Source organism: Pseudomonas sp. B21-031 (assembly GCF_024748985.1).
GTDB classification, from domain to species: domain Bacteria; phylum Pseudomonadota; class Gammaproteobacteria; order Pseudomonadales; family Pseudomonadaceae; genus Aquipseudomonas; species Aquipseudomonas kermanshahensis.
The window spans coordinates 4,318,998-4,343,972 of sequence record NZ_CP087181.1 but is presented as its reverse complement, the minus strand read 5'-3'; the positions used below and the strand labels follow the sequence as shown (position 1 = coordinate 4,343,972).

Annotated in this window: 20 protein-coding genes, 5 tRNA genes and 1 pseudogene; 23 read left to right on the top strand and 3 right to left on the bottom strand. The window is 61.6% G+C overall.

Features of this window, described 5'->3' with window-relative positions; all coding sequences use genetic code 11:
- Positions 1 to 56 precede the first annotated feature (56 nt).
- From acs to mgtE, 21 genes are all read left to right on the top strand, one after another.
- Positions 57 to 2,018 carry an acetate--CoA ligase gene (gene acs / locus LOY53_RS19375; RefSeq protein WP_027593090.1) on the top strand — a complete coding sequence of 654 codons (1,962 nt, stop codon included), beginning with the start codon at positions 57 to 59 and terminating at the stop codon, positions 2,016 to 2,018.
- Positions 2,019 to 2,624: 606 nt separating this feature from the next.
- Entirely contained in the window at positions 2,625 to 3,410 is a 786-nt protein-coding gene (locus tag LOY53_RS19370) for an ABC transporter substrate-binding protein (protein ID WP_027593089.1), read from the top strand.
- Positions 3,411 to 3,498: 88 nt separating this feature from the next.
- Entirely contained in the window at positions 3,499 to 4,188 is a 690-nt protein-coding gene (locus tag LOY53_RS19365) for an ABC transporter permease (RefSeq protein WP_027593088.1), read from the top strand.
- The gene (locus LOY53_RS19360) at positions 4,185 to 4,883 is read left to right on the top strand and encodes an ABC transporter permease (RefSeq protein WP_027593087.1); all 699 of its coding nucleotides are present in this window, start codon (positions 4,185 to 4,187) and stop codon (positions 4,881 to 4,883) included. The genes LOY53_RS19365 and LOY53_RS19360 overlap by 4 nt, the downstream gene beginning before the upstream one ends.
- 22 nt (positions 4,884 to 4,905) lie before the next feature.
- A complete protein-coding gene (gene aotP, locus LOY53_RS19355) occupies positions 4,906 to 5,670 on the top strand; it encodes an arginine/ornithine transport ATP-binding protein AotP (RefSeq protein WP_027593086.1) in 765 nt (254 codons plus the stop codon).
- Positions 5,671 to 5,773: 103 nt separating this feature from the next.
- Complete coding sequence (gene argR, locus LOY53_RS19350; protein ID WP_027593085.1) at positions 5,774 to 6,754, top strand: transcriptional regulator ArgR; 981 nt, start codon at positions 5,774 to 5,776, stop codon at positions 6,752 to 6,754.
- A 498-nt stretch (positions 6,755 to 7,252) separates the two neighbouring features.
- On the top strand, positions 7,253 to 8,473 hold the full coding sequence (locus tag LOY53_RS19345; protein WP_252825323.1) for an aspartate aminotransferase family protein: 1,221 nt from the start codon (positions 7,253 to 7,255) through the stop codon (positions 8,471 to 8,473).
- Between the two features lie 142 nt (positions 8,474 to 8,615).
- Positions 8,616 to 9,635 carry an arginine/ornithine succinyltransferase subunit alpha gene (gene aruF, locus LOY53_RS19340; protein ID WP_027593083.1) on the top strand — a complete coding sequence of 340 codons (1,020 nt, stop codon included), beginning with the start codon at positions 8,616 to 8,618 and terminating at the stop codon, positions 9,633 to 9,635.
- An 86-nt stretch (positions 9,636 to 9,721) separates the two neighbouring features.
- Positions 9,722 to 10,750, top strand: a complete 1,029-nt coding sequence (gene astA, locus LOY53_RS19335) for an arginine N-succinyltransferase (protein ID WP_027593082.1) — start codon at positions 9,722 to 9,724, stop codon at positions 10,748 to 10,750.
- Positions 10,751 to 12,214, top strand: coding sequence for a succinylglutamate-semialdehyde dehydrogenase (gene astD / locus LOY53_RS19330; RefSeq protein WP_258703150.1), 1,464 nt, complete (start codon positions 10,751 to 10,753; stop codon positions 12,212 to 12,214).
- Positions 12,215 to 12,237: 23 nt separating this feature from the next.
- Positions 12,238 to 13,587 (top strand): N-succinylarginine dihydrolase, encoded by a 1,350-nt coding sequence (gene astB / locus LOY53_RS19325; protein WP_252825320.1) that lies wholly within the window; start codon positions 12,238 to 12,240, stop codon positions 13,585 to 13,587.
- A 14-nt stretch (positions 13,588 to 13,601) separates the two neighbouring features.
- The gene (locus tag LOY53_RS19320) at positions 13,602 to 13,892 is read left to right on the top strand and encodes a topoisomerase II (protein ID WP_099454972.1); all 291 of its coding nucleotides are present in this window, start codon (positions 13,602 to 13,604) and stop codon (positions 13,890 to 13,892) included.
- A gap of 10 nt (positions 13,893 to 13,902) precedes the next feature.
- Complete coding sequence (astE, locus tag LOY53_RS19315; RefSeq protein ID WP_252827448.1) at positions 13,903 to 14,910, top strand: succinylglutamate desuccinylase; 1,008 nt, start codon at positions 13,903 to 13,905, stop codon at positions 14,908 to 14,910.
- 393 nt (positions 14,911 to 15,303) lie between these two features.
- Entirely contained in the window at positions 15,304 to 17,928 is a 2,625-nt protein-coding gene (alaS, locus tag LOY53_RS19310) for an alanine--tRNA ligase (protein WP_085272489.1), read from the top strand.
- Between the two features lie 84 nt (positions 17,929 to 18,012).
- Positions 18,013 to 19,248, top strand: coding sequence for an aspartate kinase (locus tag LOY53_RS19305; protein ID WP_027593076.1), 1,236 nt, complete (start codon positions 18,013 to 18,015; stop codon positions 19,246 to 19,248).
- Positions 19,249 to 19,408: 160 nt separating this feature from the next.
- Positions 19,409 to 19,597: a carbon storage regulator CsrA gene (gene csrA, locus LOY53_RS19300; protein WP_003254503.1), complete on the top strand. Its 189-nt coding sequence runs from the start codon at positions 19,409 to 19,411 to the stop codon at positions 19,595 to 19,597.
- 72 nt (positions 19,598 to 19,669) lie between these two features.
- Positions 19,670 to 19,760 (top strand) — tRNA-Ser (locus tag LOY53_RS19295).
- Positions 19,761 to 19,867: 107 nt separating this feature from the next.
- Positions 19,868 to 19,944 (top strand) — tRNA-Arg (locus LOY53_RS19290).
- Positions 19,945 to 20,016: 72 nt separating this feature from the next.
- Positions 20,017 to 20,093, top strand: a tRNA-Arg gene (locus LOY53_RS19285).
- A 72-nt stretch (positions 20,094 to 20,165) separates the two neighbouring features.
- A tRNA-Arg gene (locus LOY53_RS19280) sits at positions 20,166 to 20,242 on the top strand.
- Positions 20,243 to 20,618: 376 nt separating this feature from the next.
- Positions 20,619 to 22,061: a magnesium transporter gene (gene mgtE, locus LOY53_RS19275; protein WP_252825316.1), complete on the top strand. Its 1,443-nt coding sequence runs from the start codon at positions 20,619 to 20,621 to the stop codon at positions 22,059 to 22,061.
- 190 nt (positions 22,062 to 22,251) lie between these two features.
- Here mgtE and LOY53_RS19270 read toward each other — a convergent pair whose 3' ends face one another.
- Positions 22,252 to 22,578 carry an Arc family DNA-binding protein gene (locus tag LOY53_RS19270; protein WP_003254499.1) on the bottom strand — a complete coding sequence of 109 codons (327 nt, stop codon included), beginning with the start codon at positions 22,576 to 22,578 and terminating at the stop codon, positions 22,252 to 22,254.
- 347 nt (positions 22,579 to 22,925) lie between these two features.
- Between LOY53_RS19270 and phnN the strand changes: the two genes are divergently transcribed.
- Together phnN and LOY53_RS19260 are read left to right on the top strand one after the other, a co-directional pair.
- Complete coding sequence (gene phnN / locus LOY53_RS19265) at positions 22,926 to 23,555, top strand: phosphonate metabolism protein/1,5-bisphosphokinase (PRPP-forming) PhnN (RefSeq protein ID WP_252825315.1); 630 nt, start codon at positions 22,926 to 22,928, stop codon at positions 23,553 to 23,555.
- Between the two features lie 88 nt (positions 23,556 to 23,643).
- A tRNA-Arg gene (locus LOY53_RS19260) sits at positions 23,644 to 23,720 on the top strand.
- Positions 23,721 to 23,789: 69 nt separating this feature from the next.
- On the opposite strand, the gene LOY53_RS19255 is transcribed toward LOY53_RS19260, so the two are convergent.
- Together LOY53_RS19255 and LOY53_RS19250 are read right to left on the bottom strand one after the other, a co-directional pair.
- A complete protein-coding gene (locus tag LOY53_RS19255) occupies positions 23,790 to 24,116 on the bottom strand; it encodes an AzlD domain-containing protein (protein WP_099430121.1) in 327 nt (108 codons plus the stop codon).
- Positions 24,116 to 24,855: pseudogene (locus tag LOY53_RS19250) on the bottom strand (AzlC family ABC transporter permease). Before LOY53_RS19250 ends, LOY53_RS19255 begins: the two are co-directional and overlap by 1 nt.
- Positions 24,856 to 24,975: the final 120 nt, after the last annotated feature.

Sequence of the window (24,975 nt, the reverse complement as noted above, 5' to 3'; positions counted from 1 at the left end):
TGGTACAGTTACAAACGGTTCCATACAAAAACAACTATTACACCGAGGTAACACAGATGAGTGCGGCTCCACTGTATCCCGTTCGTCCCGAGGTTGCGGCCACTACCCTGACCGACGAGGCCACCTACAAGGCCATGTACCAGCAATCGGTGATCAACCCGGACGGCTTCTGGCGCGAGCAGGCCCAGCGTCTCGACTGGATCAAGCCGTTCACCAAGGTCAAGCAGACCTCGTTCGATGACCACCATGTCGATATCAAGTGGTTTGCTGACGGCACTCTGAACGTTTCCTCCAACTGCCTGGACCGTCACCTTGAAGAGCGTGGCGACCAACTGGCGATCATCTGGGAGGGCGACGACCCTTCCGAGCACCGCAACATCACCTACCGCGAGCTCCACGAGCAGGTCTGCAAGTTCGCCAACGCCCTGCGCGGCCAAGACGTGCACCGTGGCGATGTGGTGACTATCTATATGCCGATGATCCCCGAGGCCGTGGTCGCCATGCTGGCCTGCGCCCGCATCGGTGCAATCCACTCGGTGGTGTTCGGTGGCTTCTCCCCTGAGGCGTTGGCTGGCCGAATCATCGACTGCAAGTCCAAGGTGGTGATCACCGCCGACGAAGGTGTGCGTGGCGGGCGCCGTACGCCGCTCAAAGGCAACGTCGACCTGGCGCTGACCAACCCTGAGACCAGCAGCGTGCAGAAGATCATCGTGTGCAAGCGCACCGGTGGCGATATCGCTTGGCACCAACACCGCGACATCTGGTACGAAGACCTGATGAAAGTGGCCTCCAGCCACTGCGCGCCGAAAGAGATGGGCGCTGAGGAAGCGCTGTTTATCCTTTACACCTCCGGCTCCACCGGCAAGCCAAAGGGCGTGCTGCACACCACCGGGGGTTACCTGGTTTACGCCGCGCTGACCCACGAGCGCGTGTTCGACTATCGCCCAGGTGAAGTCTACTGGTGCACCGCCGACGTTGGCTGGGTCACCGGCCACAGCTACATCGTCTACGGCCCGCTGGCCAACGGCGCCACCACCTTGCTGTTCGAAGGCGTGCCGAACTACCCGGACATCACCCGTGTGTCGAAGATCGTCGACAAGCACAAGGTCAATATCCTCTACACCGCACCGACCGCAATCCGCGCCATGATGGCCGAAGGGCAGGCTGCGGTAGAGGGTGCTGATGGGTCCAGCCTGCGCCTGTTGGGTTCGGTCGGCGAGCCGATCAACCCCGAAGCGTGGAATTGGTACTACAAGACCGTCGGCAAGGAGCGCTGCCCGATCGTCGACACCTGGTGGCAGACCGAGACCGGCGGCATCCTGATCAGCCCACTGCCGGGCGCCACTGGCCTCAAGCCGGGTTCGGCGACCCGTCCGTTCTTCGGCGTGGTGCCGGCACTGGTGGATAACCTGGGCAACCTGATCGATGGCGCTGCCGAAGGCAACCTGGTGATTCTCGACTCCTGGCCGGGCCAGTCGCGCTCGCTGTATGGCGACCACGACCGCTTCGTCGACACCTACTTCAAGACCTTCCGGGGCATGTACTTCACCGGCGACGGCGCGCGCCGCGACGAGGATGGCTACTACTGGATCACCGGGCGTGTGGACGACGTGCTCAACGTGTCTGGCCACCGGATGGGGACTGCCGAGATCGAAAGCGCCATGGTTGCCCATTCCAAGGTCGCCGAAGCGGCTGTGGTGGGCGTGCCGCACGACATCAAGGGCCAGGGTATCTATGTCTATGTCACCCTCAATGCCGGCGTGGAGCCTAGCGAGCAATTGCGTCTGGAGCTGAAGAACTGGGTACGCAAGGAGATCGGCCCGATTGCCTCGCCGGATGTGATCCAGTGGGCGCCAGGGCTACCGAAGACGCGCTCGGGCAAGATCATGCGGCGTATCCTGCGCAAGATCGCCACGGCGGAATACGGTTCGCTGGGCGATATCTCGACCCTGGCCGACCCAGGTGTGGTGCAGCATCTGATCGACACGCACAAGGCCATGAACCTGGCTACGGCCTGATGCTATGAGCGGGGCTGCCTTGCAGCCCTATCGCCGGCAAGCCGGCTCCCACAGGGGGCGCAGAGTTTTCAGGAGTACCGCCGAACCTGTGGGAGCCGGCTTGCCGGCGATTGGACTGCAGCGCAGTCCCCTCCAAGTAGAAACCCCGCACGGGCAACCGGCGGGGTTTTTTGCTTTACTGTTACCCGACATTCATCGGTAACTCTTCTGTCACCGATTACGCACAGGCGCGGGGCGAGCGGAAACAGTCATGACCCGTTTCGGTGCGTTTGCTGAGCCATTTTCTGCAACACAGCACGCTACACTTGCCGTCGTACAAGGCTTTGCGAATAATAGGCCCAGTAATTGCTAGGTCTATAGGTTATTTTCCTTGTGCCTTTGCATGTTTTGCAATGGCTGTCAACATCGCCCGCAGTGGTTTCAAGCGCTTCTGTAAGTAGTTGTCGCTTTGAAGAAATATCGACTACCGGGCTGTCGTTAAAATGCCACTCACTCGCTCGTGGTCTGCGGCCTTGGTCGAACCCTGCGCGGCTCGCGTTGTACCCATTCGCATATCGGGCAGTTGTTACCCTGCCTTGTATTGCCCCGTACCGATGGAGTTACCTGATGAAGAAGCTCGCACTGCTTGGCGCCCTGGCGCTGTCCGTGTTTTCCCTGGTGTCGCAGGCCGATGAAAAACCGTTGAAAATCGGTATCGAGGCCGCTTATCCACCCTTCGCCTTCAAGCAGCCCGACGGCAGCATCGCCGGTTTCGACTACGACATCGGCAATGCCCTGTGTGAAGAGATGAAAGCCAAGTGCACCTGGGTCGAGCAAGAGTTCGACGGCCTGATCCCGGCGCTGAAGGTGCGCAAGATCGACGCTATCCTGTCGTCGATGTCGATCACCGAAGACCGCAAGAAATCGGTCGACTTCACCAAGCGCTACTACCTGACCCCAGCGCGCCTGGTCATGAAGGAAGGCACCACCGTCAGCGACAGCCTCAACGAACTGCAGGGCAAGAAGATCGGCGTGCAGCGTGGCTCGATCCATGACCGCTTCGCCAAGGAAGTGCTGGGCGCCAAAGGTGCCACCGTGGTCCCTTACGGCACCCAGAACGAAATCTACCTGGATGTCGCGGCCGGTCGCCTCGATGGCACCGTGGCTGACGCCACCCTGCTGGAAGATGGCTTCCTGAAGACCGACGCTGGCAAAGGCTTCGCGTTCGTAGGCCCAGCATTCACCGACGCCAAGTACTTCGGTGACGGCATCGGCATCGCCGTGCGCAAGGGCGACAAGGCCAACGTCGACCGCATCAACGCGGCCATCGACGCCATCCGTGCCAACGGCAAGTACAAACAAATCGAAGCCAAGTACTTCAATTTCGATATCTACGGTCCAGACTCGAAGTAAGACGTCGGGTTAAACCTGTGCAATGGTGCAAACAGCAGAGGCTCTGAGGTTTGCACCATTTTTCATTCTCTAGGTCGAGGACCTCATCATGTTGAAAGGCTACGGGGCAGTCATCCTCGACGGGGCGTGGCTGACGCTGCAGCTCGCCCTGTCGTCGATGGCCCTGGCCATCGTGCTCGGCCTGATCGGTGTGGCGCTGCGCTTGTCGCCGGTGCGCTGGCTGGCTTGGCTGGGCGATATGTATGCCACGGTCATCCGTGGTATTCCGGACTTGGTACTGATCCTGCTGATCTTCTACGGCGGGCAGGACATCATCAACCGGGTGGCACCGCTGCTCGGTTACGAAGACTACATCGACCTGAATCCGCTGGCGGCGGGTATCGGGACCTTGGGCTTCATTTTTGGCGCCTACCTGTCGGAAACCTTCCGCGGCGCCTTCCTCGGCATCCCTAAGGGCCAGGCCGAAGCCGGCGTGGCTTACGGCATGAGCAACCGTCAGGTGTTCTTCCGCATCCAGGTGCCGCAGATGATCCGCCTGGCCATCCCGGGCTTCACCAACAACTGGCTGGTGCTGACCAAGGCCACGGCGCTGATCTCGGTGGTCGGCCTGCAGGACATGATGTTCAAGGCCAAGCAGGCAGCGGACGCCACCCGTGAACCCTTCACCTTCTTCCTGGCGGTGGCGGCCCTGTACCTGGTGCTGACCAGTGTTTCGCTGCTGGCGCTGAAGTATCTTGAAAAACGCTACTCGGTAGGCGTCAAGGTGGTTGAACTATGATCTTCGACTACAACGTGGTGTGGGAGGCCATGCCGCTGTACTTGGGCGGGTTGCTGACCACCCTGAAGCTACTGGCGCTGTCGCTGTTGTTCGGTTTGCTCGCGGCGATTCCGCTGGGGCTGATGCGGGTGTCCAAGCAGCCGCTGGTGAACCTCACCGCCTGGCTGTATACCTATGTGATCCGCGGTACGCCGATGCTGGTGCAGTTGTTCCTGATCTACTACGGCCTGGCCCAGTTCGAAGCGGTGCGCGAGAGCATCTTCTGGCCGCTGCTGTCCAGTGCGACCTTCTGCGCTTGCCTGGCCTTTGCCGTCAACACCAGTGCCTACACCGCAGAAATCATCGCCGGCAGCCTCAAGGCCACGCCCCATGGCGAGATCGAAGCGGCCAAGGCCATGGGCATGTCGCGCTTCAAGATGTACCGCCGCATTCTGCTTCCCTCGGCCTTGCGCCGGGCATTGCCGCAGTACAGCAACGAAGTGATCATGATGCTGCAGACCACCAGCCTGGCGTCGATCGTCACTCTGATCGACATCACGGGTGCGGCGCGCACGGTCAATGCCCAGTACTACCTGCCTTTCGAGGCCTACATCACGGCGGGCGTGTTCTACCTGTGCCTGACCTTCATCCTGGTGCGCCTGTTCAAGATGGCCGAACGCCGCTGGCTCGGCTACCTGGCGCCGCGCAAGCACTGACCGCTTTGTGAGAATCGACAGCATGTACAAACTCGAAGTCCAAGACCTGCACAAGCGCTATGGCAGCCATGAAGTGCTCAAGGGCGTGTCCCTGGCGGCCAAGGCAGGCGATGTGATCAGCATCATCGGCTCCAGCGGTTCGGGCAAGTCGACCTTCCTGCGCTGCATCAACCTGCTGGAGCAGCCCCACGCGGGCAAGATTCTGCTCAACAACGAAGAGCTGAAACTGGTTGCCGGCAAGGATGGCGCGCTCAAGGCGGCCGACGCGCGCCAGTTGCAGCGCATGCGCTCGCGCCTGTCGATGGTGTTCCAGCATTTCAACCTGTGGTCGCACATGACCGCGTTGGAGAACGTCATCGAAGCCCCCGTGCACGTGCTCGGGGTGAGCAAGAAAGAGGCCCTGGAAAAGGCTGAGTACTACCTGGCCAAGGTCGGTGTGGCCCACCGCAAGGATGCCTTCCCGGGGCATATGTCCGGTGGTGAGCAGCAGCGGGTGGCGATTGCCCGTGCCCTGGCCGTCGAGCCTGAGGTGATGCTGTTCGACGAGCCGACCTCGGCCCTCGATCCCGAGTTGGTGGGCGATGTGCTCAAGGTCATGCAGGCGCTGGCCCAGGAAGGCCGGACGATGGTGGTGGTGACACACGAGATGGGCTTTGCCCGCGAGGTGTCGAACCAGTTGGTGTTCCTGCACAAGGGCCTGGTCGAAGAGACCGGCTGCCCGCGCGAGGTGCTGGCTAACCCGCAATCGGAGCGGCTAAAGCAATTCCTCTCCGGCAGCCTCAAGTAAAGTAGGCTGCATTTTTGCACCAGAATAGGGCATGCTGCGCAGCGAGCGCAGCCTGACCCTGTGCCACTGACGTGAACGCCCCCAAGGTTTCGGACCGCACCCTATGACCACCCAGCGAATCGGTTTTCTCATCTGGCCCAGCACCAAGCCCTTGACCCTGGCGCTGGCCGAGGAAGTGTTGCAGGTGGCCCAGCGGGTGCATCCGGATGTGGTCTACGACTTGGCGTTTCTGCAGGCCGAGCCGGCGGTGGAGGGCGCTTGGCGCTTGCCAGGCGAGCCGTGGAATGGCCGCCTAGAAGGGTGCCAGAAGCTCTTGTTGCTGGCCGATGAGCCGCCGCAGGCTGTGGGTTCGGTGCTGTCCACCGCGCTCAAGCAACTGGCGCGCAGTGGTTGCATGATCGGTGGCTTGTCTGCCGGCGTGTATCCGCTGGCGCAGCTTGGCCTGCTCGACGGGTACCGCGCGGCGGTGCACTGGCGCTGGCAGGATGATTTTGCCGAGCGCTTCCCCAAGGTCATCGCCACCAGCCATCTGTTCGACTGGGACCGCGACCGCCTGACCGCCTGTGGTGGCATGGCGGTGACCGACCTGTTGCTGGCCGTGCTGGCGCGTGACCATGGCGCGGAGTTGGCGGGAGCGGTGTCCGAGGAGCTGGTGGTCGAACGCATTCGCGAGGGTGGCGAGCGTCAGCGCATTCCGTTGCAAAACCGCTTGGGCTCCAGCCACCCCAAACTGACCCAGGCTGTGCTGCTGATGGAAGCCAACATTGAAGAGCCGCTGACCACCGACGAGATCGCCCAGCATGTGTGCGTGTCGCGTCGGCAGTTGGAGCGGATCTTCAAGCAGTACCTGAACCGCGTACCTAGCCAGTATTACCTCGAGCTGCGGCTGAACAAGGCGCGGCAGATGCTGATGCAGACCAGCAAGTCGATCATCCAGATCGGCTTGTCGTGCGGGTTCTCTTCCGGGCCGCATTTTTCCAGTGCCTACCGCAATTTCTTTGGCGCGACGCCGCGGGAAGATCGCAACCAGCGGCGTAACAGCAGCCCGTTCGAGTTGAGCTCGGCGCCGGCTGAAAAGGGCTGAGATTCTGGTTGGGTTCGGGCGAATGCCTTGGGGGTGATGGTGGCGCCGAAATCGAGCGCCGCCCGCGCGGCGCTTCGCAGCACAAGGCTGCTCCTACATCTGTTTCGGGCCAGTTACGCCTGTACCTACGCGCGCGACCGCCTTGTTTGTTCCACACGATATCGAGGTGGACGCCAAAAGGGCCGCGCGCCTCTGCCTCAGGACTCATTGGCCCGAAACAGATGTGGGAGCAGCCTTGTGCTGCGAAGCGCCGCGCGGGCGGCGCTCGATTTCCGCGCCACCGCCACATCATCGCCCTACACCCGTTCACCCAGCCATCCACTCCCGTTACACTGCGCGATTGCGACAGTGTTTGTCGCATTGCCGAAAGCCTGGGTAAAACAGGGTTTTGCGCTGTAACAAGTTGTCGCTTGGCCGCAAGGACAGGCGCTGATCAGTCCTTACAATCCCCCCATCGCTCGCCACTTCCAGGCCAGCGTTCCTCTTCAGGAGACTCAGATGTCCGTTGAGCAAGCCCCGGTGCAACGTGCCGATTTCGACCAGGTCATGGTTCCCAACTATTCGCCGGCGGCCTTCATTCCTGTCCGAGGCGAGGGTTCCCGGGTTTGGGACCAGTCGGGTCGCGAGCTGATCGACTTTGCTGGCGGTATCGCCGTCAATGCCCTGGGTCACTGCCATCCGGCACTGGTCAAGGCGCTGACCGAGCAGGCCAACACCCTCTGGCACGTGTCCAACGTCTTCACCAACGAGCCGGCCCTGCGCCTGGCGCACAAGCTGGTAGACGCGACCTTTGCCGACCGTGCCTTCTTCTGTAACTCCGGTGCCGAGTCCAACGAGGCCGCTTTCAAGCTGGCCCGTCGCGTGGCCCATGACCGCTTCGGCCCTGAAAAGCACGAAATCATCGCCACCGTGAACAGCTTCCACGGGCGTACCCTGTTCACCGTCAGCGTCGGTGGCCAGCCGAAGTACTCCGATGGCTTCGGGCCGAAGATCACCGGCATCAGCCATGTGCCGTACAACGACCTGGAAGCACTGAAAGCACAGATTTCCGACAAGACCTGCGCCGTGGTGATCGAACCGATCCAGGGCGAAAGTGGTGTGGTCCCGGCCGACAAGGCGTACCTGGAAGGCGCACGCAAGCTGTGCGATGAGCACAATGCCCTGCTCATCTTCGACGAAGTGCAGACCGGCGTTGGCCGTACCGGTTCGCTGTACGCCTACCAGCACTACGGTGTGACACCGGACATCCTGACCAGCGCCAAGAGCCTGGGCGGCGGTTTCCCGATCGGCGCCATGCTGACTACCACCGAGCTGGCAAAACACCTGGCCGTCGGCACCCACGGCACCACCTATGGCGGTAACCCACTGGGTTGCGCTGTTGCCTGCGCCGTGCTGGACGTGATCAACACCCCTGAAACCCTGGCCGGCATCAAGGCCAAGCACACACGCTTCAAAACCCGTCTGGAGGAGATCGGCCAGCAGTACGGCCTGTTCTCCCAGGTGCGTGGCGTCGGCCTGCTGATCGGTTGCGTGCTGACCGACGCCTGGCAAGGCAAGGCCAAGGACGTGCTCAACGCCGCCGAGAAAGAAGGTGTGATGGTGCTGCAAGCCGGCCCGGATGTGGTGCGTTTCGCGCCTAGCCTGGTGGTTGAAGACGCCGACATCGATGAAGGCCTGAACCGCTTCGAGCGCGCCGTGGCCAAACTGACCCAAGGCTGATTGGCCTGCGGTCCCTTCGCCGGCCCTTTGCGGGCCGGCGATAGCTGAATTCCAGTGCGGGCGCGTGCTTGCCGTTTCAATCACGCGCCCGCCGTTTTTTCGTGCCGTCACGAACGGCCCGCTTTACCAAAGGAGTGACACCATGCTGGTGATGCGCCCCGCGCAAATGGCTGACCTGAACGAAGTGCAGCGCATGGCTGCCGACAGCCCCATTGGTGTCACCTCGCTGCCGGACGATACTGCCCGTCTGGGCGACAAGATCGCCGCGTCGGAAACCTCCTTCGCCGCCGAGGTCAGCTTCAACGGCGAAGAAAGCTACTTCTTCGTGCTCGAAGACAGCGACACCGGCAAGCTTGCCGGCTGCTCGGCCATCGTCGCCTCGGCCGGTTACTCCGAGCCGTTCTACAGTTTCCGTAACGAGACCTTCGTGCACGCCTCGCGCGAGCTGAAGATCCACAACAAGATCCACGTCCTCTCGCTGTGCCACGACCTGACTGGCAACAGCTTGCTGACCAGCTTCTATGTACTGCCCGAATTGGTCGGCAGCGGCTGGGCCGAGCTCAACTCGCGCGGCCGCCTGCTGTTCATGGCCTCGCACCCGGAGCGTTTTGCCGATTCGGTGGTGACCGAGATCGTGGGCTACAGCGACGATCAGGGCGAGTCGCCTTTCTGGGATGCCATAGGCCGCAACTTCTTCGACCTCAACTACGCCCATGCCGAGCGCCTGTGCGGGCTGAAGAGCCGTACCTTCCTGGCCGAACTGATGCCGCACTACCCAATCTACGTGCCGCTGCTGCCCGACGAAGCCCAGGAGGCCATGGGCCAGGTGCATCCGCGCGCGCAGATCACCTTCGACATCCTGATGCGTGAAGGCTTCGAGACAGAACACTACATCGACATCTTCGACGGCGGGCCGACCTTGCACGCACGGGCTTCGGGCATCCGCTCGATTGCCCAGAGCCGTGTAGTACCGGTCAAGCTGGAGGAGGCCCCGGCGAAGGGTGGGCGCCCGTACCTGGTGTGCAACGGCCAGTTGCAGGACTACCGCGCGGTGTTGCTGGAACTCGACTGGGTGCCCGGCAAGCCGGTCAGCCTGGGGCGTGACGCAGCCGAGGCCCTGGGTGTCGGTGAGGGTGCAAGCGTGCGGCTGGTTGCCGTCTAAGGCGTGAGCCTGCGCAGGCAGCTCGAAACAGCAAGCTCGAAACGAAGCGTTTCGCGGTGGCAGAGGTCGCCGCTCAAGGAGATAGCATGATCGTTCGTCCCGTACGCAGCAGCGATTTACCCGCGCTGATCGAATTGGCTCGCAGCACCGGTACCACCGGGCTGACCACGCTGCCAGCCAACGAAGAGCGCCTTGGGCATCGCGTGGGCTGGGCCGAAAAGAGCTTCCGTGGCGAGGCCGAGCGGGGCGACACCGACTACCTGTTCGTGCTGGAAAACGACGAGGGCCTGGTGGTGGGCATCAGCGCCATCGCCGGGGCCGTCGGCCTGCGTGAGCCTTGGTACAACTACCGGGTCGGGCTCACCGTCAGCGCCTCGCAGGAGCTGAACATCTACCGCGAGATCCCCACCCTGTTCCTGGCCAACGACCTGACCGGCAACTCCGAGCTGTGCTCGTTGTTTTTGCGCAGTGACTACCGTTCCGGCCTCAATGGCCGCTTGCTGTCGCGGGCGCGGATGTTGTTCATCGCCGAGTTCCCGGAGCTGTTCGGCAAGAAGATCATTGCCGAGATGCGCGGCATGTCCGACGAGCAGGGCCGTTCGCCGTTCTGGGAAAGCCTGGGCCGGCACTTCTTCAAGATGGAGTTCAGCCAGGCCGACTACCTGACCGGGGTGGGTAACAAGTCGTTCATCGCCGAGCTGATGCCCAAGTTCCCGCTGTACACCTGCTTCCTCTCCGAAGCCGCGCGCAACGTGATTGGGCGAGTGCACACCGACACCGAGCCTGCGCTGGCCATGCTCAAGCAGGAAGGTTTCAACTACCAGGGCTATGTCGACATCTTCGACGCAGGCCCGGCCATCGAGTGCGAGACCGCCAAGATTCGCGCCGTGCGCGAAAGCCAGACCCTGGTGTTGGCGGTCGGTACCCCGGGCGATGACGCCACCCCTTACATCATCCACAACCGCAAACGCGACGACTGCCGCATCACGGCCGCGCCTGCACGCCTGGCGGCTGGCACGTTGGTGGTCGACCCGCTGACCGCCAAACGCCTGCGCATGGGGGCTGGCGACAACGTGCGTGCCGTGCCGCTGTCGGCAAGCCGGGAGGCCCAGTAAATGACCACGCATTACATCGCCGGCCACTGGCAGGCCGGCCAGGGAGCCCCCCTGCAATCGCTCAACCCCGTGACCCAGGCCGTTGTCTGGGACGGGCAGGGCGCCGACGCCAGCCAGGTTGACGCTGCCGTGAAGGCTGCGCGCCAGACCTTTCCGGCCTGGGCACAGTTGAGCCTGGAGGCACGTATCGATGTGCTGGAAAAGTTCGCCGAACAGCTGAAGCAGCATGCCGAAGCGCTGGCGCACTGCATTGGCGAAGAAACCGGCAAGCCGCTGTGGGAATCGGCGACCGAAGTCACCAGCATGATCAACAAGGTGGCGATCTCGGTACAGAGCTACCGCGAGCGCACCGGTGAAAAAAGCGGCCCACTGGCCGATGCCACAGCCGTGCTGCGGCACAAGCCCCACGGTGTGGTGGCGGTGTTCGGGCCCTACAACTTCCCCGGCCACTTGCCCAATGGGCACATCGTGCCGGCCCTGCTGGCGGGTAACTGCGTTGTCTTCAAACCCAGCGAACTGACGCCCAAGGTGGCCGAACTGACGGTCAACTGCTGGATCGCTGCTGGCCTGCCTGCCGGGGTGCTCAACCTGGTCCAGGGCGCGCGTGAAACAGGCGTGGCGCTGGCGGCCAACCCGGGTATCGACGGGTTGTTCTTCACCGGCTCCAGCCGCACTGGCAACCTGTTGCACCAGCAGTTCGCCGGGCGCCCGGACAAGATCCTCGCGCTGGAGATGGGCGGCAACAACCCGTTGCTGGTGGACGAGGTCAAGGACCTGGACGCCGCGGTGTACACCATCATCCAGTCGGCCTTCATTTCTGCTGGCCAGCGCTGCACCTGTGCGCGACGCCTGCTGGTGCCGCAAGGGGCATGGGGCGATTCGTTGATCACACGGCTGGTCGAGGTGTGCAAAAGCATCACCGTTGGCGCTTTCGACCAGCAGCCAGCGCCGTTCATGGGTTCGGTGATTTCGCTGCAGGCAGCACAGGCGCTGATCGCAGCCCAGGCCGAGCTGGTGGGCAAGGGCGCCTTGAAGTTGCTGGAAATGACCCAGCCCGAGGCCGATGCCGCGTTGCTGACACCGGGCATTCTCGATGTCAGCACCGTTGCTGATCGCCCGGACGAAGAGTTCTTCGGCCCGTTGCTGCAGGTGATTCGCTACGCCGATTTCGATGCCGCCATCGATGAGGCCAACAACACCCAGTACGGCCTGGCCGCCGGGCTGCTGTCCGACTCCCGCGCCCGTTACCAGTACTTCTGGCTGCGCAGCCGGGCGGGCATCGTCAACTGGAACAAACAGTTGACCGGCGCCGCCAGCAGTGCCCCGTTCGGGGGTGTCGGCAACAGCGGCAACCATCGCGCCAGCGCCTATTACGCGGCCGACTACTGCGCTTACCCCGTGGCTTCGCTGGAGACCGCCAGCCTCGCCTTGCCGGCAACCTTGACGCCGGGCGTCACCCTATAACAAACGGTCTCGGAGCCTAGCCGATGAAATCCTATGAAGTGAATTTTGATGGCCTGGTGGGGCCTACCCACAACTATGGCGGCTTGTCTTACGGCAATGTGGCTTCGCAAAGCAACAGCCAGCAGGCGTCCAATCCGCGTGAAGCGGCGCGCCAGGGCTTGGCAAAGATGAAGGCCTTGGCCGACATGGGCTTCAAGCAGGGCGTGCTGGCCCCGCAGGAGCGCCCGGACGTAGCGGCGCTGCGCCGCCTGGGCTTCTCTGGCAGCGATGCCGAAGTGATCCAGCGCGCCGCCAAGCAGGCCATGCCGTTGCTGGTGGCCAGCTGCTCGGCCTCGAGCATGTGGGTGGCCAACGCTGCCACGGTCAGCCCCAGCGCCGACACCGCCGATGGCCGCGTGCATTTCACCGCTGCCAACCTCAACTGCAAATACCACCGCAGCATCGAGCACCCGACCACCAGCCGTGTGCTGGGGGCGATGTTCGCCGATGCCAAGCACTTCGCCCACCACGAGGCATTGCCGGCGGTGGCGCAGTTCGGTGACGAGGGTGCGGCCAACCACACTCGCTTCTGCCGCAGCTATGGCGAGGCGGGCGTCGAATTCTTCGTCTACGGCCGCAGCGCCTTCGACAGCCGCTACCCTGCGCCGCAGAAGTACCCGGCGCGGCAAACCCTGGAGGCGTCCCAGGCCGTGGTGCGGCTGCACGGCCTGCGCGACGACGGCGTGGTCTACGCTCAACAGAACCCGGCAGTGATCGACCAGGGCGTGTTCCACAACGACGTGATTTCGGTGGGCAACGGCGAGGTGCTGTTCTACCACGAGGACGCCTTCCTCGAGACCGATGCGGTGCTTGGCCAGCTGCAAGCTAAACTGGCCAACAAGGGCGGCAACTTCCAGGCCATCCGTGTGCCGCGTGCGGCGGTGGCAGTAGACGACGCCGTGCGTTCGTACCTGTTCAACAGCCAGCTGCTCAGCCGTGACGACGGCTCCATGCTGCTGGTAGTGCCGGAAGAGTGCCGCAGTAACGAGCGCGTCTGGGCCTACCTGGAGCAACTGACCCAGCAGGGCGGCCCGGTCAAGGAGGTCAAAGTGTTCGACCTCAAGCAGAGCATGCAGAACGGCGGAGGCCCTGCTTGCCTGCGTCTGCGCGTGGCATTGAAGGAATCGGAACTGGCGGCGGTGAATCCAGGCGTTATCATGACCGCGCCGCTGTACGACACCCTGCTGCAATGGGTCGACAAGCATTACCGCGATCGCCTTGGCGAAGCGGAGCTGGCCGATCCGCAACTGCTGGTCGAATGCCGTACGGCACTGGATGAGTTGACCCAGATTCTGAAGTTGGGTTCGGTCTATCCGTTCCAACGCCAACCTTGAAGAGAGACTAAGTAATGACCGATGCCCTGCGCCTGATCCTCGAAGACGAAGACGGCACCCAGCTGGAAACCTCCTGCACCCGTTTTGCTGTGGTCTGGCAAGGCAAGGAAGTGTGGATTCAGCAGGACGGCCGCGGCCAGTTGCTGATTGGCGTGGATGTCGATGAAAACGACACCGAGTATGCCAACCTGCTGCTGCGCCCGATGGCCACCAACCTGGTCAGCCTGCAGCTGGAAATGGAGCTGGCTGAAGCCGCTGAAGGCGACGATCACGTCCATGGCCCTGATTGCGGCCACCACCACTAAGGAAGTGCCTATGCTCGCCCTCGGCAAATTGCTTGAGCTGACCTTGACCGATCACGAACCGGCCGAGAAGACCCAAGTTACACCCAAGGGCGTGCGTTTGCGCTGGCTGGGGGAGGGTGCCCTTGAGGTGCGCCCGCCCGAGCATGAGGACAGTGGGCTCGACCTGCTGCTGTCGGCCGGTATCCATGGTAACGAAACGGCGCCGATCGAGTTGCTCGAGCGCCTGTTGCATGGCGTGGCCAATGGCAAGATCAAGCCGCGTGCGCGGGTGTTGTTCCTGTTCGGCAACCCGGCGGCCATCCGCAAGGGCGAGCGCTTCGTCGAGCAGGACATCAACCGCCTGTTCAATGGTCGCCACGAGCTGTCCAGTGGTTTCGAGGCGCTGCGCGCCGCCGAGCTTGAGCAGTTTGCCCGGGTGTTCTTCAGCAAGCTGGGCCGCCCCCGCTTGCATTACGACCTGCATACCGCCATCCGTGGCTCGAAGATCGAGCAGTTTGCCCTGTACCCCTACAAGGAAGGGCGCAAGCATTCCCGCCGGGAGCTGGCGCGCCTGGCCGCAGCGGGTATGGAGGCCGTGCTGTTGCAGAGCAAGTCGTCCATTACCTTCAGCGCCTTCACCTACGAGCAGCTCGACGCCGAAGCGTTCACCCTGGAGCTTGGTAAGGCGCGGCCGTTTGGGCAGAACGAGCAGGTCAACCTCGACAAGCTGGAAGAGCGCCTGATCCAGATCATCGAAGGCACCGAGCCTGAGACTGAAGACTCGCTGGAGGGCTTGAAACTGTTCAGCGTCGCCCGCGAGATCATCAAGCACAGCGAGGGCTTCCGCCTGCACTTGCCGGCGGATATCGAAAACTTCTCCGAGCTGAGCAAGGGTTACCTGCTGGCCGAAGACCTGGCCGAAATGCGCTGGGTGGTCGAGGAGGAGGGCGCGCGGATCATCTTCCCTAACCCCAAGGTAAAAAACGGGCTGCGCGCGGGAATTCTGGTGGTACCGGATTCGGGCCAGCGCCTAGGCTGAATACCGCCCTTGTAGGAGCAGCCTTGTGCTGCGAAGAGGCCAGTGCAAGCACAATGAATGCTCGCTGCTTACACTGGCCGCTTCGCAGCACAAGGCTGCTCCTACCGGAAATGCAGGATTATTGGATCCTGTTTCACCATGAAAACCTTTTAATTCACCGTCTATTCCATTTTCCCTTCCCTTCGGCCGTAATGGGCTTGCCAGTGGCGAAAGGCTGCAATTAGCATCCGATCATGTCATTTTCGTTTGCAACCGCCTGAAAACCGTCTATTCGACGTTTTCCATCGCATAAACACACTGCACCGAGTTTGCAGGACCGATATAATGCGGCCCTTTGCCGTCGTTTCGTCGACGCGTTTGCCCACCAGGGCCGCCGTTTCCGTGGAAGAACCTATGAAAAGCGCAGAAATCCGTGAAGCCTTCCTTCGCTTCTTCGAAGAGCAGGGACACACCCGAGTTGCCTCCAGCTCCCTGATCCCGGGCAATGACCCGACCCTGCTGTTTACCAACGCCGGCATGAACCAGTTCAAGGACTGCTTCCTCGGCCAGGAAAAGCGCGCCTACACCCGCGCCGTCAGCAGCCAGAAATGCGTACGCGCCGGTGGCAAGCACAACGACCTGGAAAACGTCGGCTACACCGCGCGTCACCATACGTTCTTCGAGATGCTGGGCAACTTCAGCTTCGGCGACTATTTCAAGCGCGACGCGATTACCTACGCCTGGACCTTCCTGACCTCGGACAAGTGGCTGAACCTGCCGAAGGAAAAGCTCTGGGTCACCGTCTACGCCACCGATGACGAAGCGTACGACATCTGGACCAAGGAAATCGGCGTGCCGGCCGAGCGCATGGTGCGCATCGGTGACAACAAAGGCGCCCCGTACGCGTCCGACAACTTCTGGACCATGGGCGATACCGGCCCGTGCGGCCCTTGCACCGAGATCTTCTACGACCACGGCGCCGACATCTGGGGCGGCCCACCCGGCTCGCCGGAAGAAGACGGCGACCGCTACATCGAGATCTGGAACAACGTCTTCATGCAGTTCAACCGCACCGCCGATGGCGTCCTGCACCCGCTGCCAGCCCCCTCGGTAGACACCGGCATGGGCCTGGAGCGTGTCAGTGCGGTACTGCAGCACGTTCACTCGAACTACGAGATCGACCTGTTCCAGAACCTGCTCAGCGCCGCGGCCAAGGCCATCGGTTGCAGCAATGACAGCCAGGCGTCGCTGAAAGTGGTCGCCGATCATATCCGCTCGTGCGGCTTCCTGATCGCAGACGGCGTGCTGCCGTCCAACGAAGGCCGTGGCTACGTGCTGCGCCGCATCATTCGCCGCGCTTGCCGCCACGGCAACAAGCTGGGCGCCAAGGGCAGCTTCTTCTACCAGATCGTTGCCGCACTGGTGGCCGAGATGGGCGAAGCCTTCCCAGAGCTGAAGAGCCAGCAGGCGCATATCGAGCGCGTGCTCAAGGCTGAAGAAGAGCAATTCGCCAAGACCCTGGAGCAAGGCCTGCGCATCCTCGAGCAGGACCTGGCGCAACTGCAGGGTGACGTGGTGCCGGGTGACGTGGTGTTCAAGCTGTACGACACCTACGGCTTCCCCATGGACCTGACCGCCGACATCGCCCGCGAGCGCGAGCTGACCATCGACGAAGCCGGTTTTGAGCGTGAAATGGACGCTCAGCGAGAGCGTGCACGCTCTGCCAGCGCCTTCGGCATGGACTACAACAGCCTGGTCAAGGTCGATACCGCCACGGACTTCCTGGGCTACACCACCACCGAAGGCCAGGCCAAGGTCATTGCCCTGTACAAGGACGGCCAGGCCGTCGAGCAGTTGGGCGAAGGCGAGCAGGGCGTGGTGATCCTCGACCGCACGCCGTTCTACGCCGAGTCCGGCGGCCAGGTGGGTGACAGCGGCTTCTTGCAGGCCGGCGCCGTGCGCTTTGACGTGCGCGACACCACCAAGACCGGCGGTGCCTTCCTGCACCACGGTGTGGTTGCCAGCGGTGCATTGAGCGTGGGTGCCGAGGTCGAGGCCAAGGTCGACGCCGACGTGCAGCACGCCACCTCGCTGAACCACTCCGCCACTCACCTGCTGCACGAAGCGCTGCGCCAGGTGCTGGGCGATCACGTACAACAGAAGGGCTCGCTGGTCGACAGCCAGCGCCTGCGTTTCGACTTCAGCCACTTCGAAGCGGTCAAGCCAGAGCAGATCAAGGCCCTGGAAGACATCGTCAACCGTGAAGTGCGCCGCAACACCGAGGTGCTGACCGAGGTGACCGACATCGAGACCGCCAAGCGCAAAGGCGCCATGGCCCTGTTCGGCGAGAAGTACGGCGATACCGTGCGCGTGCTGAGCATGGGTGGCGACTTCTCGGTGGAGCTGTGCGGGGGTATCCATGCCAAGCGCACTGGCGATATCAGCCTGTTCAAGATCATCAGCGAAGGCGGCGTGGCCTCTGGGGTGCGTCGTATCGAAGCGGTTACCGGCGCGGCTGCGCTGGCCTACCTGAACGCTGCTGAAGAGCAGGTGAAGGAAGCCGCGCAACTGGTCAAGGGTAACCGTGACAACCTGATCGACAAGCTGTCGGCGGTGCTCGAGCGCAACCGTCAGCTGGAGAAGCAGCTGGAACAGCTGCAGGCCAAAGCCGCCAGCGCCGCCGGGGATGATCTCTCCAACGCGGCCGTTGAGGTCAAGGGTGCCAAGGTGCTTGCCGCTCGCCTGGATGGGCAGGATGGCAAGGCCTTGCTGGCCCTGGTCGATCAGCTGAAGAACAAGCTCGGCCACGCAGTGATCCTGCTGGGCAGTGAGCATGAGGGCAAGGTCGTGCTGGTGGCCGGCGTGACCAAGGACCTCTCCAGCCAACTCAAGGCTGGCGATCTGATGAAACAAGCCGCTGCGGCAGTGGGTGGCAAGGGCGGTGGCCGTCCGGACATGGCCCAGGGTGGCGGCGTCGACGTCGCTGCGCTGGACCAGGCCCTGGCGCTGGCCGTGCCGTTCGCAGAGCAGGGACTTTGAGATGAGGGGGCCGGCGGTCTAATCGCCGGCTCCTTCATGTTGGATTGTTTTTTGGGGCCCTGTATGGGCTGAGGCACCATTGAAATGGCGTTGATCGTACAGAAATTTGGCGGCACCTCTGTCGGTTCCATCGAGCGGATCGAGCAGGTAGCCGAAAAGGTCAAGAAACACCGTGAGGCGGGCGATGACCTGGTGGTCGTGCTGTCGGCCATGAGCGGTGAAACCAATCGCCTGATCGATCTGGCCAAGCAGATCACCGATCAGCCGGTTCCGCGTGAACTGGATGTGATCGTGTCGACCGGTGAGCAGGTCACCATTGCCCTGCTGACCATGGCCTTGATCAAGCGTGGTGTGCCAGCGGTGTCCTACACCGGTAACCAGGTGCGCATTCTGACCGACAGCTCGCACAACAAAGCCCGCATCCTGCAGATCGACGACCAGAAGATTCGCGCCGACCTCAAGGAAGGGCGTGTGGTCGTGGTTGCAGGTTTCCAGGGTGTCGACGAGCACGGCAGCATCACCACCCTTGGCCGTGGCGGCTCCGACACCACCGGCGTAGCCCTGGCGGCGGCGCTCAAGGCTGACGAGTGCCAGATCTACACCGACGTCGATGGCGTCTACACCACTGACCCGCGCGTCGTGCCGCAGGCACAGCGCCTGGAGAAGATCACCTTCGAGGAGATGCTGGAAATGGCCAGCCTCGGTTCCAAGGTGCTGCAGATCCGTTCGGTGGAGTTCGCCGGCAAGTACAACGTCCCGCTGCGCGTGCTGCACAGCTTCAAGGAGGGTCCGGGTACCCTCATTACCATTGATGAAGAGGAATCCATGGAACAGCCGATCATTTCCGGTATCGCCTTCAACCGTGATGAAGCCAAGCTGACCATTCGCGGCGTGCCGGACACCCCGGGCGTGGCCTTCAAGATCCTCGGCCCGATCAGCGCCTCGAACATCGAGGTCGACATGATCGTGCAGAACGTGGCGCACGATAACACCACCGACTTCACCTTCACCGTACACCGCAACGAGTACGAGAAGGCGCAGAACGTGCTGGAAAACACTGCCCGCGAAATCGGTGCCCGTGAAGTGATCGGCGACACCAAGATCGCCAAGGTCTCCATCGTTGGCGTTGGCATGCGCTCCCACGCGGGCGTTGCCAGCCGCATGTTCGAAGCCCTGGCCAAGGAGAGCATCAACATCCAGATGATCTCCACTTCCGAGATCAAGGTGTCGGTCGTGATCGAAGAGAAGTACCTGGAGCTGGCCGTACGCGCGCTGCACACCGCGTTCGAACTGGACGCTCCTGCCCGACAGGGCGAGTAAGGCGCTGCCTGGAAGGGCGCGGCTTGCCGCGCCCTTCGCGTTTCTGCTCGCCACGCACGCGCTGCTGCGGGGCGGGCAACCAGGGCTGGGTCGTCGTCCACGACCAGGCCCCCGATACCAAAGACTGTTATCCCTGAATGTTTTGCGTAAGGAGAAAGCTATGTTGATTCTGACTCGCCGGTGCGCCGAGAGCCTGATCATTGGAGACGGCGAGATCACCGTGACGGTGCTTGGCGTCAAAGGCAACCAGGTGCGTATTGGCGTCAGCGCCCCGAAAGAAGTGGCTGTGCACCGCGAGGAAATCTACCTGCGGATCAAGAAAGAGAAGGACGAGGAGCCAAGCCTTTAATTCTTTTGAAGTTTTTTTCAAAAAAAGGGTTGCAAAGGTGAAAGAGGTTCTTTAATATTCGCCTCGTGTTGCGGTGAGGTGGCCGAGTGGCCGAAGGCGCTCCCCTGCTAAGGGAGTATACCTCATAAGGGTATCGGGGGTTCGAATCCCCCCTTCACCGCCATTATTCGCTTAGGCCGCTGTAAACAGTAAGAACGCTAAGTAGTTGAAATTAAACGAAAAAAGTTCTTGCAAAAATGTTTCAGCGACCTATAATGCGCGGCAAGACACGGACTCATAGCTCAGCTGGATAGAGTACTCGGCTACGAACCGAGCGGTCGCAGGTTCGAATCCTGCTGAGTCCGCCACTTTTGAAGTGGCTTTGCTTACAAGGCTACTTCAAACAACCAGTGGTAATCTGGTCTAAAACTACCAACCACGGACTCATAGCTCAGCTGGATAGAGTACTCGGCTACGAACCGAGCGGTCGCAGGTTCGAATCCTGCTGAGTCCGCCACTTTTGAAGTGGCTTTGCTTGCAAAGACGCTTCAACAAGCCAGTGGTAATCTGGCCTAAAAATACCGACCACGGACTCATAGCTCAGCTGGATAGAGTACTCGGCTACGAACCGAGCGGTCGCAGGTTCGAATCCTGCTGAGTCCGCCATACAAACAAAAAGCCCGCTCAAATGAGCGGGCTTTTTGTTTTCTCCCGTCACTGTTTCTCAGTGATGCCCGCTAGACTGCACATAAACCGGCCCGATAATCTTTTGCGCGGCAACTGTGTTTTTTCTTTTGCTTGCGCCGTCGCACACATAGCTTCGAGCGTTGTCCTAGCTTTAGCTCGCAAACGATTGTTCTGGCCAAAAATTTAAGCGATCTGACAGCTTAGGCAGTGTATGATTGCGCCCGTCAGCCCCGCCGGGGCTTGTGGAATACCACCATGGACTTACCCAGTAGTTACTCCTTAACAAGATTCATACAGAAAGATCTGACCGATTGATTCCCCCGGCGTGCTCCGCTGCTGGGAGTGGAGTTCGCCTATGACTGAAGTAGAAGTAAAGAAAGCGCAAGAGAGCCTGCAGGATCGCCTGGCTCAGGTGGTCGAACTGCTGCAGCGCCAGCGCGTGGTCGAAGACCTCACCCACCGCCAGGAGGGTGCTCATCACGACCTGGTCGAAAACCTCGTCCACCGCCAGAACCTCGTCGAGCTGCAGCGCAAGCTCGATGACCTGCACCCCGCCGACGTCGCCTACATCCTCGAAGCATTGCCCCTGGAAGACCGCCTGACGGTCTGGCAGCTGGTGCGCTCGGAGCGCGACGGCGACATCCTGCTTGAAGTATCCGATTCGGTTCGCCAATCGCTGATCGCCGACATGGACGATCACGAGCTGCTCGCCGCTGCCAAGGAAATGGACGCCGACGAACTGGCCGACCTGGCACCCGAGCTGCCGCGCGACGTCGTTCACGAGTTGATGGAAACCCTCGATGCCCAGCAACGCGAGCGCGTGCGTTCGGCGCTGAGCTACGACGAGGAGCAGGTCGGCGCGTTGATGGACTTCGAGATGGTCACCATCCGCGAAGACGTCAGCCTCGAAGTCGTATTGCGTTACCTGCGCCGCCTGAAAGAGCTGCCGAACCACACCGACAAACTGTTCGTGGTCGACTATGACGGCATTCTCAAGGGCGTGCTACCCATCAAGCGCCTGCTGGTCAACGACCCGGACAAGAAGGTGGCAGAGGTCATGGCGACCGACCCTGTGTCCTTCCACCCCGAGGAAGATGCCTACGACGCGGCTCAAGCCTTTGAACGTTACGACCTGGTATCCGCCCCGGTGGTGGACAAGAGCGATCGCCTGATCGGCCGTCTGACCATTGACGAAATGGTTGACCTGATCCGTGAAGAGAGCGAGAGCGAAGTGCTGAACATGGCCGGTCTGCGCGAAGAAGAAGACATCTTCGCCTCGGTCTGGCGTTCGCTGCGCAACCGTTGGGCGTGGCTGGCCATCAACCTGATTACCGCATTCCTGGCTTCGCGGGTGATCGGCCTGTTCGAGGGTTCGATCGAGAAACTGGTGGCGCTGGCCGCCTTGATGCCGATCGTGGCAGGTATCGGTGGCAACTCTGGCAACCAGACCATCACCATGATCGTGCGCGCGATGGCGCTGGACCAGGTGTCGCCAGGCAATACCAGCCGCCTGATGCGCAAGGAGTTGGCAGTCTCGTTGCTCAACGGCTTGATCTGGGGTGGCGTGATCGGTGCGGTGGCGTTCTGGCTGTATGGCAGTTGGTCGTTGGGCCTGGTGATGACCGCGGCTATGACCTTGAACCTGCTGTTGGCAGCGTTGATGGGGGTGTTGATCCCGATGACCCTGACACGCCTGGGGCGCGATCCGGCGATGGGCTCCAGCGTGATGATCACGGCAGTGACCGACAGCGGCGGGTTCTTCATCTTCCTGGGCTTGGCGACGCTGTTCCTGCTCTGATTCGTGGGGCCAGCCCATGGCCTGTAGGAGCAGCCTTGTGCTGCGAAGAGGCCCTGATAGCAGCCAGCATTCATGGCGTTGTCACTGGCCTCTTCGCAGCGCAAGGCTGCTCCTACACACGATTGCTAATGATGTGACGAACAATAAAAAAGCCAGCTTACGCTGGCTTTTTTGTGTTCGCTGGCAACCTTCAGGAAGCGTCGGCGGCCATTTCTACATCGTGAGCGATGAGGGCGACCAGAGCGTTCTGCTGGCGGTGGGACAGTTGGCGGAAGCGTTGCAGCAACTCGCGCTCATGCAGGGACAGTTCAGGGCTGTCCAGGCGCATGCTCAGCTCGTCACCCAACGCGCCTTCCTGGATAAGGCTCTGTTCCAGGCGCGCGATGATCTCGGAGTTCATGCTGCGGTGATGGTTGCGCGCTACCTCGGCAATGCGCTCACGCATCCCATCTGGCAGGCGGACGACAAACTTGTCAGCAGTGCGGCTGGAGTAAATAGCCTGTTTCATTGGGCGCATATAAATTGACCGGATTTACTGGTTCAGGGGACGCGGTTCTCAAATTGGCCGCACGGGGTGGAAATACGACCGTGGCGACAACAAAATGTTCAACCCTCGTGGAAAATTGGATGCTCATCTTGCCTCATGGTCGCCGTTTCCTTGGCGTCAATTCTGTGACAAATAGTGAGCCCGGTAAAGGCTTTCTGCCAGTACCAATTATCAGAAATGAGCACTGGTTTGAAAAGTTTTACATGCTCCGACTTGTCCCGCCGTCAGTCTTCTGCCGTCAAAAACTGGTAAAACGCAGCAAAAGGCCAAGAAAACCCCTAGAATGCGCGGGTTTCCTTTCATAGAGCATAGTGGCTATGCAACATGACGCAAGCGCACGGCGATCAGCGACAGGCCGCCTGATATTTCTGATAGGACCTTCGGGTTCAGGGAAAGATTCCGTGATCGATGCCGCGCGCGAGCAACTCACTGCTGCCGGGGTAAAAATTGCCCGCCGCGTCATCACACGCTCGGCTGAAGCCAAAGGCGAGGCAGCCCAAGGCGTCACTGCCCAACAGTTCGAAGCGATGCGTGCGCAGGGTGCGTTCGCCATGCACTGGCAGGCCAATGGTCTGAACTACGGGATCCCGCAGCACGTTGATCAATGGCTGGAAGCGGGCAGCGCGGTGCTGGTGAACGGCTCTCGTGCCTATCTGGCCGAAGCGCGGCTGCGCTACCCGGATCTTCTGGCAGTGCTCATCGACGTTAAGCCTCAGGTACTGCGCCAGCGCTTGCTGGCGAGAGGCAGGGAAACCCCGGGCGAGATCGAACAGCGGTTGGTGCGTAATGCGGGGCTGCAGGCCTTCGACGACCCTGCCGTGCATGTGCTGGACAATTCCACTACGCTCGACGCAGCGGTGACCGGGTTGTTCAAACTGCTGCATGATGAAGGCGTGATCCCGTACCTGACCCAGCCAGCCCCGGAGCCGCAGAAAAGGATTACGTGAAAAAGGCCTGTTGCAGCATGACAAACGGCAGCATGCTGGTTAACATGCTGGCACGTCCAACCGTGCAGTGTTCACTGTCGGTTCTTGCGTCTCAGTAGCTCAATTGGATAGAGCATCCCCCTCCTAAGGGGAAGGTTGCAGGTTCAATTCCTGCCTGGGACGCCATTTCTTCAAACGATTCCACACCTTCATCGCCCTCCGACCCCTTTGTCGGCAGACGTGCGTGCGCTTTGCCTACAGCCCCCAGTGCTTCAATGCCCACAGCGCGCCCATGCCCACCCCCAGCGTCAACAGCGTGCTGCGCGTACGCCAGGCCACCAGGCCCGCCAGTATCGCGGCGGGAATCTGCGGGTTCATCCAGTCGAAGTCGGCGTGCCGGTCAGGGAACACTACGGCCGGCAGCACCAGTGCAGCCAGCACGCTGGCTGGCACATAGGCCAACGCGCGGCGAAACAGCGGCGGGATGCGCAGCACGGTGTAGAACTCGATGAACGACAACCGGACCGCGAAGGTACCCAGGCCGATCAGCAGGAAGGTAATCCATTGGCTCATTTCGCTCATCATGCGTCCTGCTCGATGTGTTCATCCGCCACGGGCTGTACAGGTTTTGTCTGCTGCAGGTTCTCGAGGGTCAAGCCGGCGATGATCCCACCCAATGCACCCGCCAACAGGCCCAGGTTATAAGGCAGGTCGACCGCCAGCACTGCGAGCAGGCCACCGGTCAGCGCTGCGCCGAGCGTCGCCCGGTTACGGATGCTGGGGATCAGCAGCGCCAGGAACGACAAAGGGATGGCAAAACCCAGCGACCAGTCTTCGGGGATGCCCGCGCCCAGGTACATGCCGGCCAGCACCGAAAGGTTCCAGCCAAACCACATGGTGATGGCCGTGCCAGCGTAGTAGTGAAAGGCGAAGCGCCCGAGCTCGCCTGAGGACATCTTCAATGAGCACAAGGCAAAGGATTGGTCGGAAAGCAGGTAGGCCATCGGCCATTTGTGGCGCGTGGCAGGTGGCTCAGGTGCGGGGCGAGGCTGGCGCTGTACATCAGAAAGCGCAGGTTGATCACCAGCGCCGTGACCACCATCGTCACCGGCAGGGCGCCGCTTTGCATCAATTGCATCACCACCATCTGCGCGGAGCCTGAATAGAACAGCAACGTCATGCCGATGGCATCGGCGGGCGACAGGCCCATGCCGATCGCCGTGACCCCGGTGATCAAACCAAAGGGTACGACCCCGGAGGTCAACGGCAGGACGCTGTGGGCGCCCTGTCTGAACGCTTGGGTCGCGCTGGGGTACGGCATTTGTATTCCTTGGCGGTGTACGGGAAGGGGATGCTCGCTCCCAAGGTAATGCGCGTGAAAGTTGCCCGCAATGGCTGCGTGTTCAAGGTGTCGCCCCCTGCCAGAGGAAGGGGGCATGCC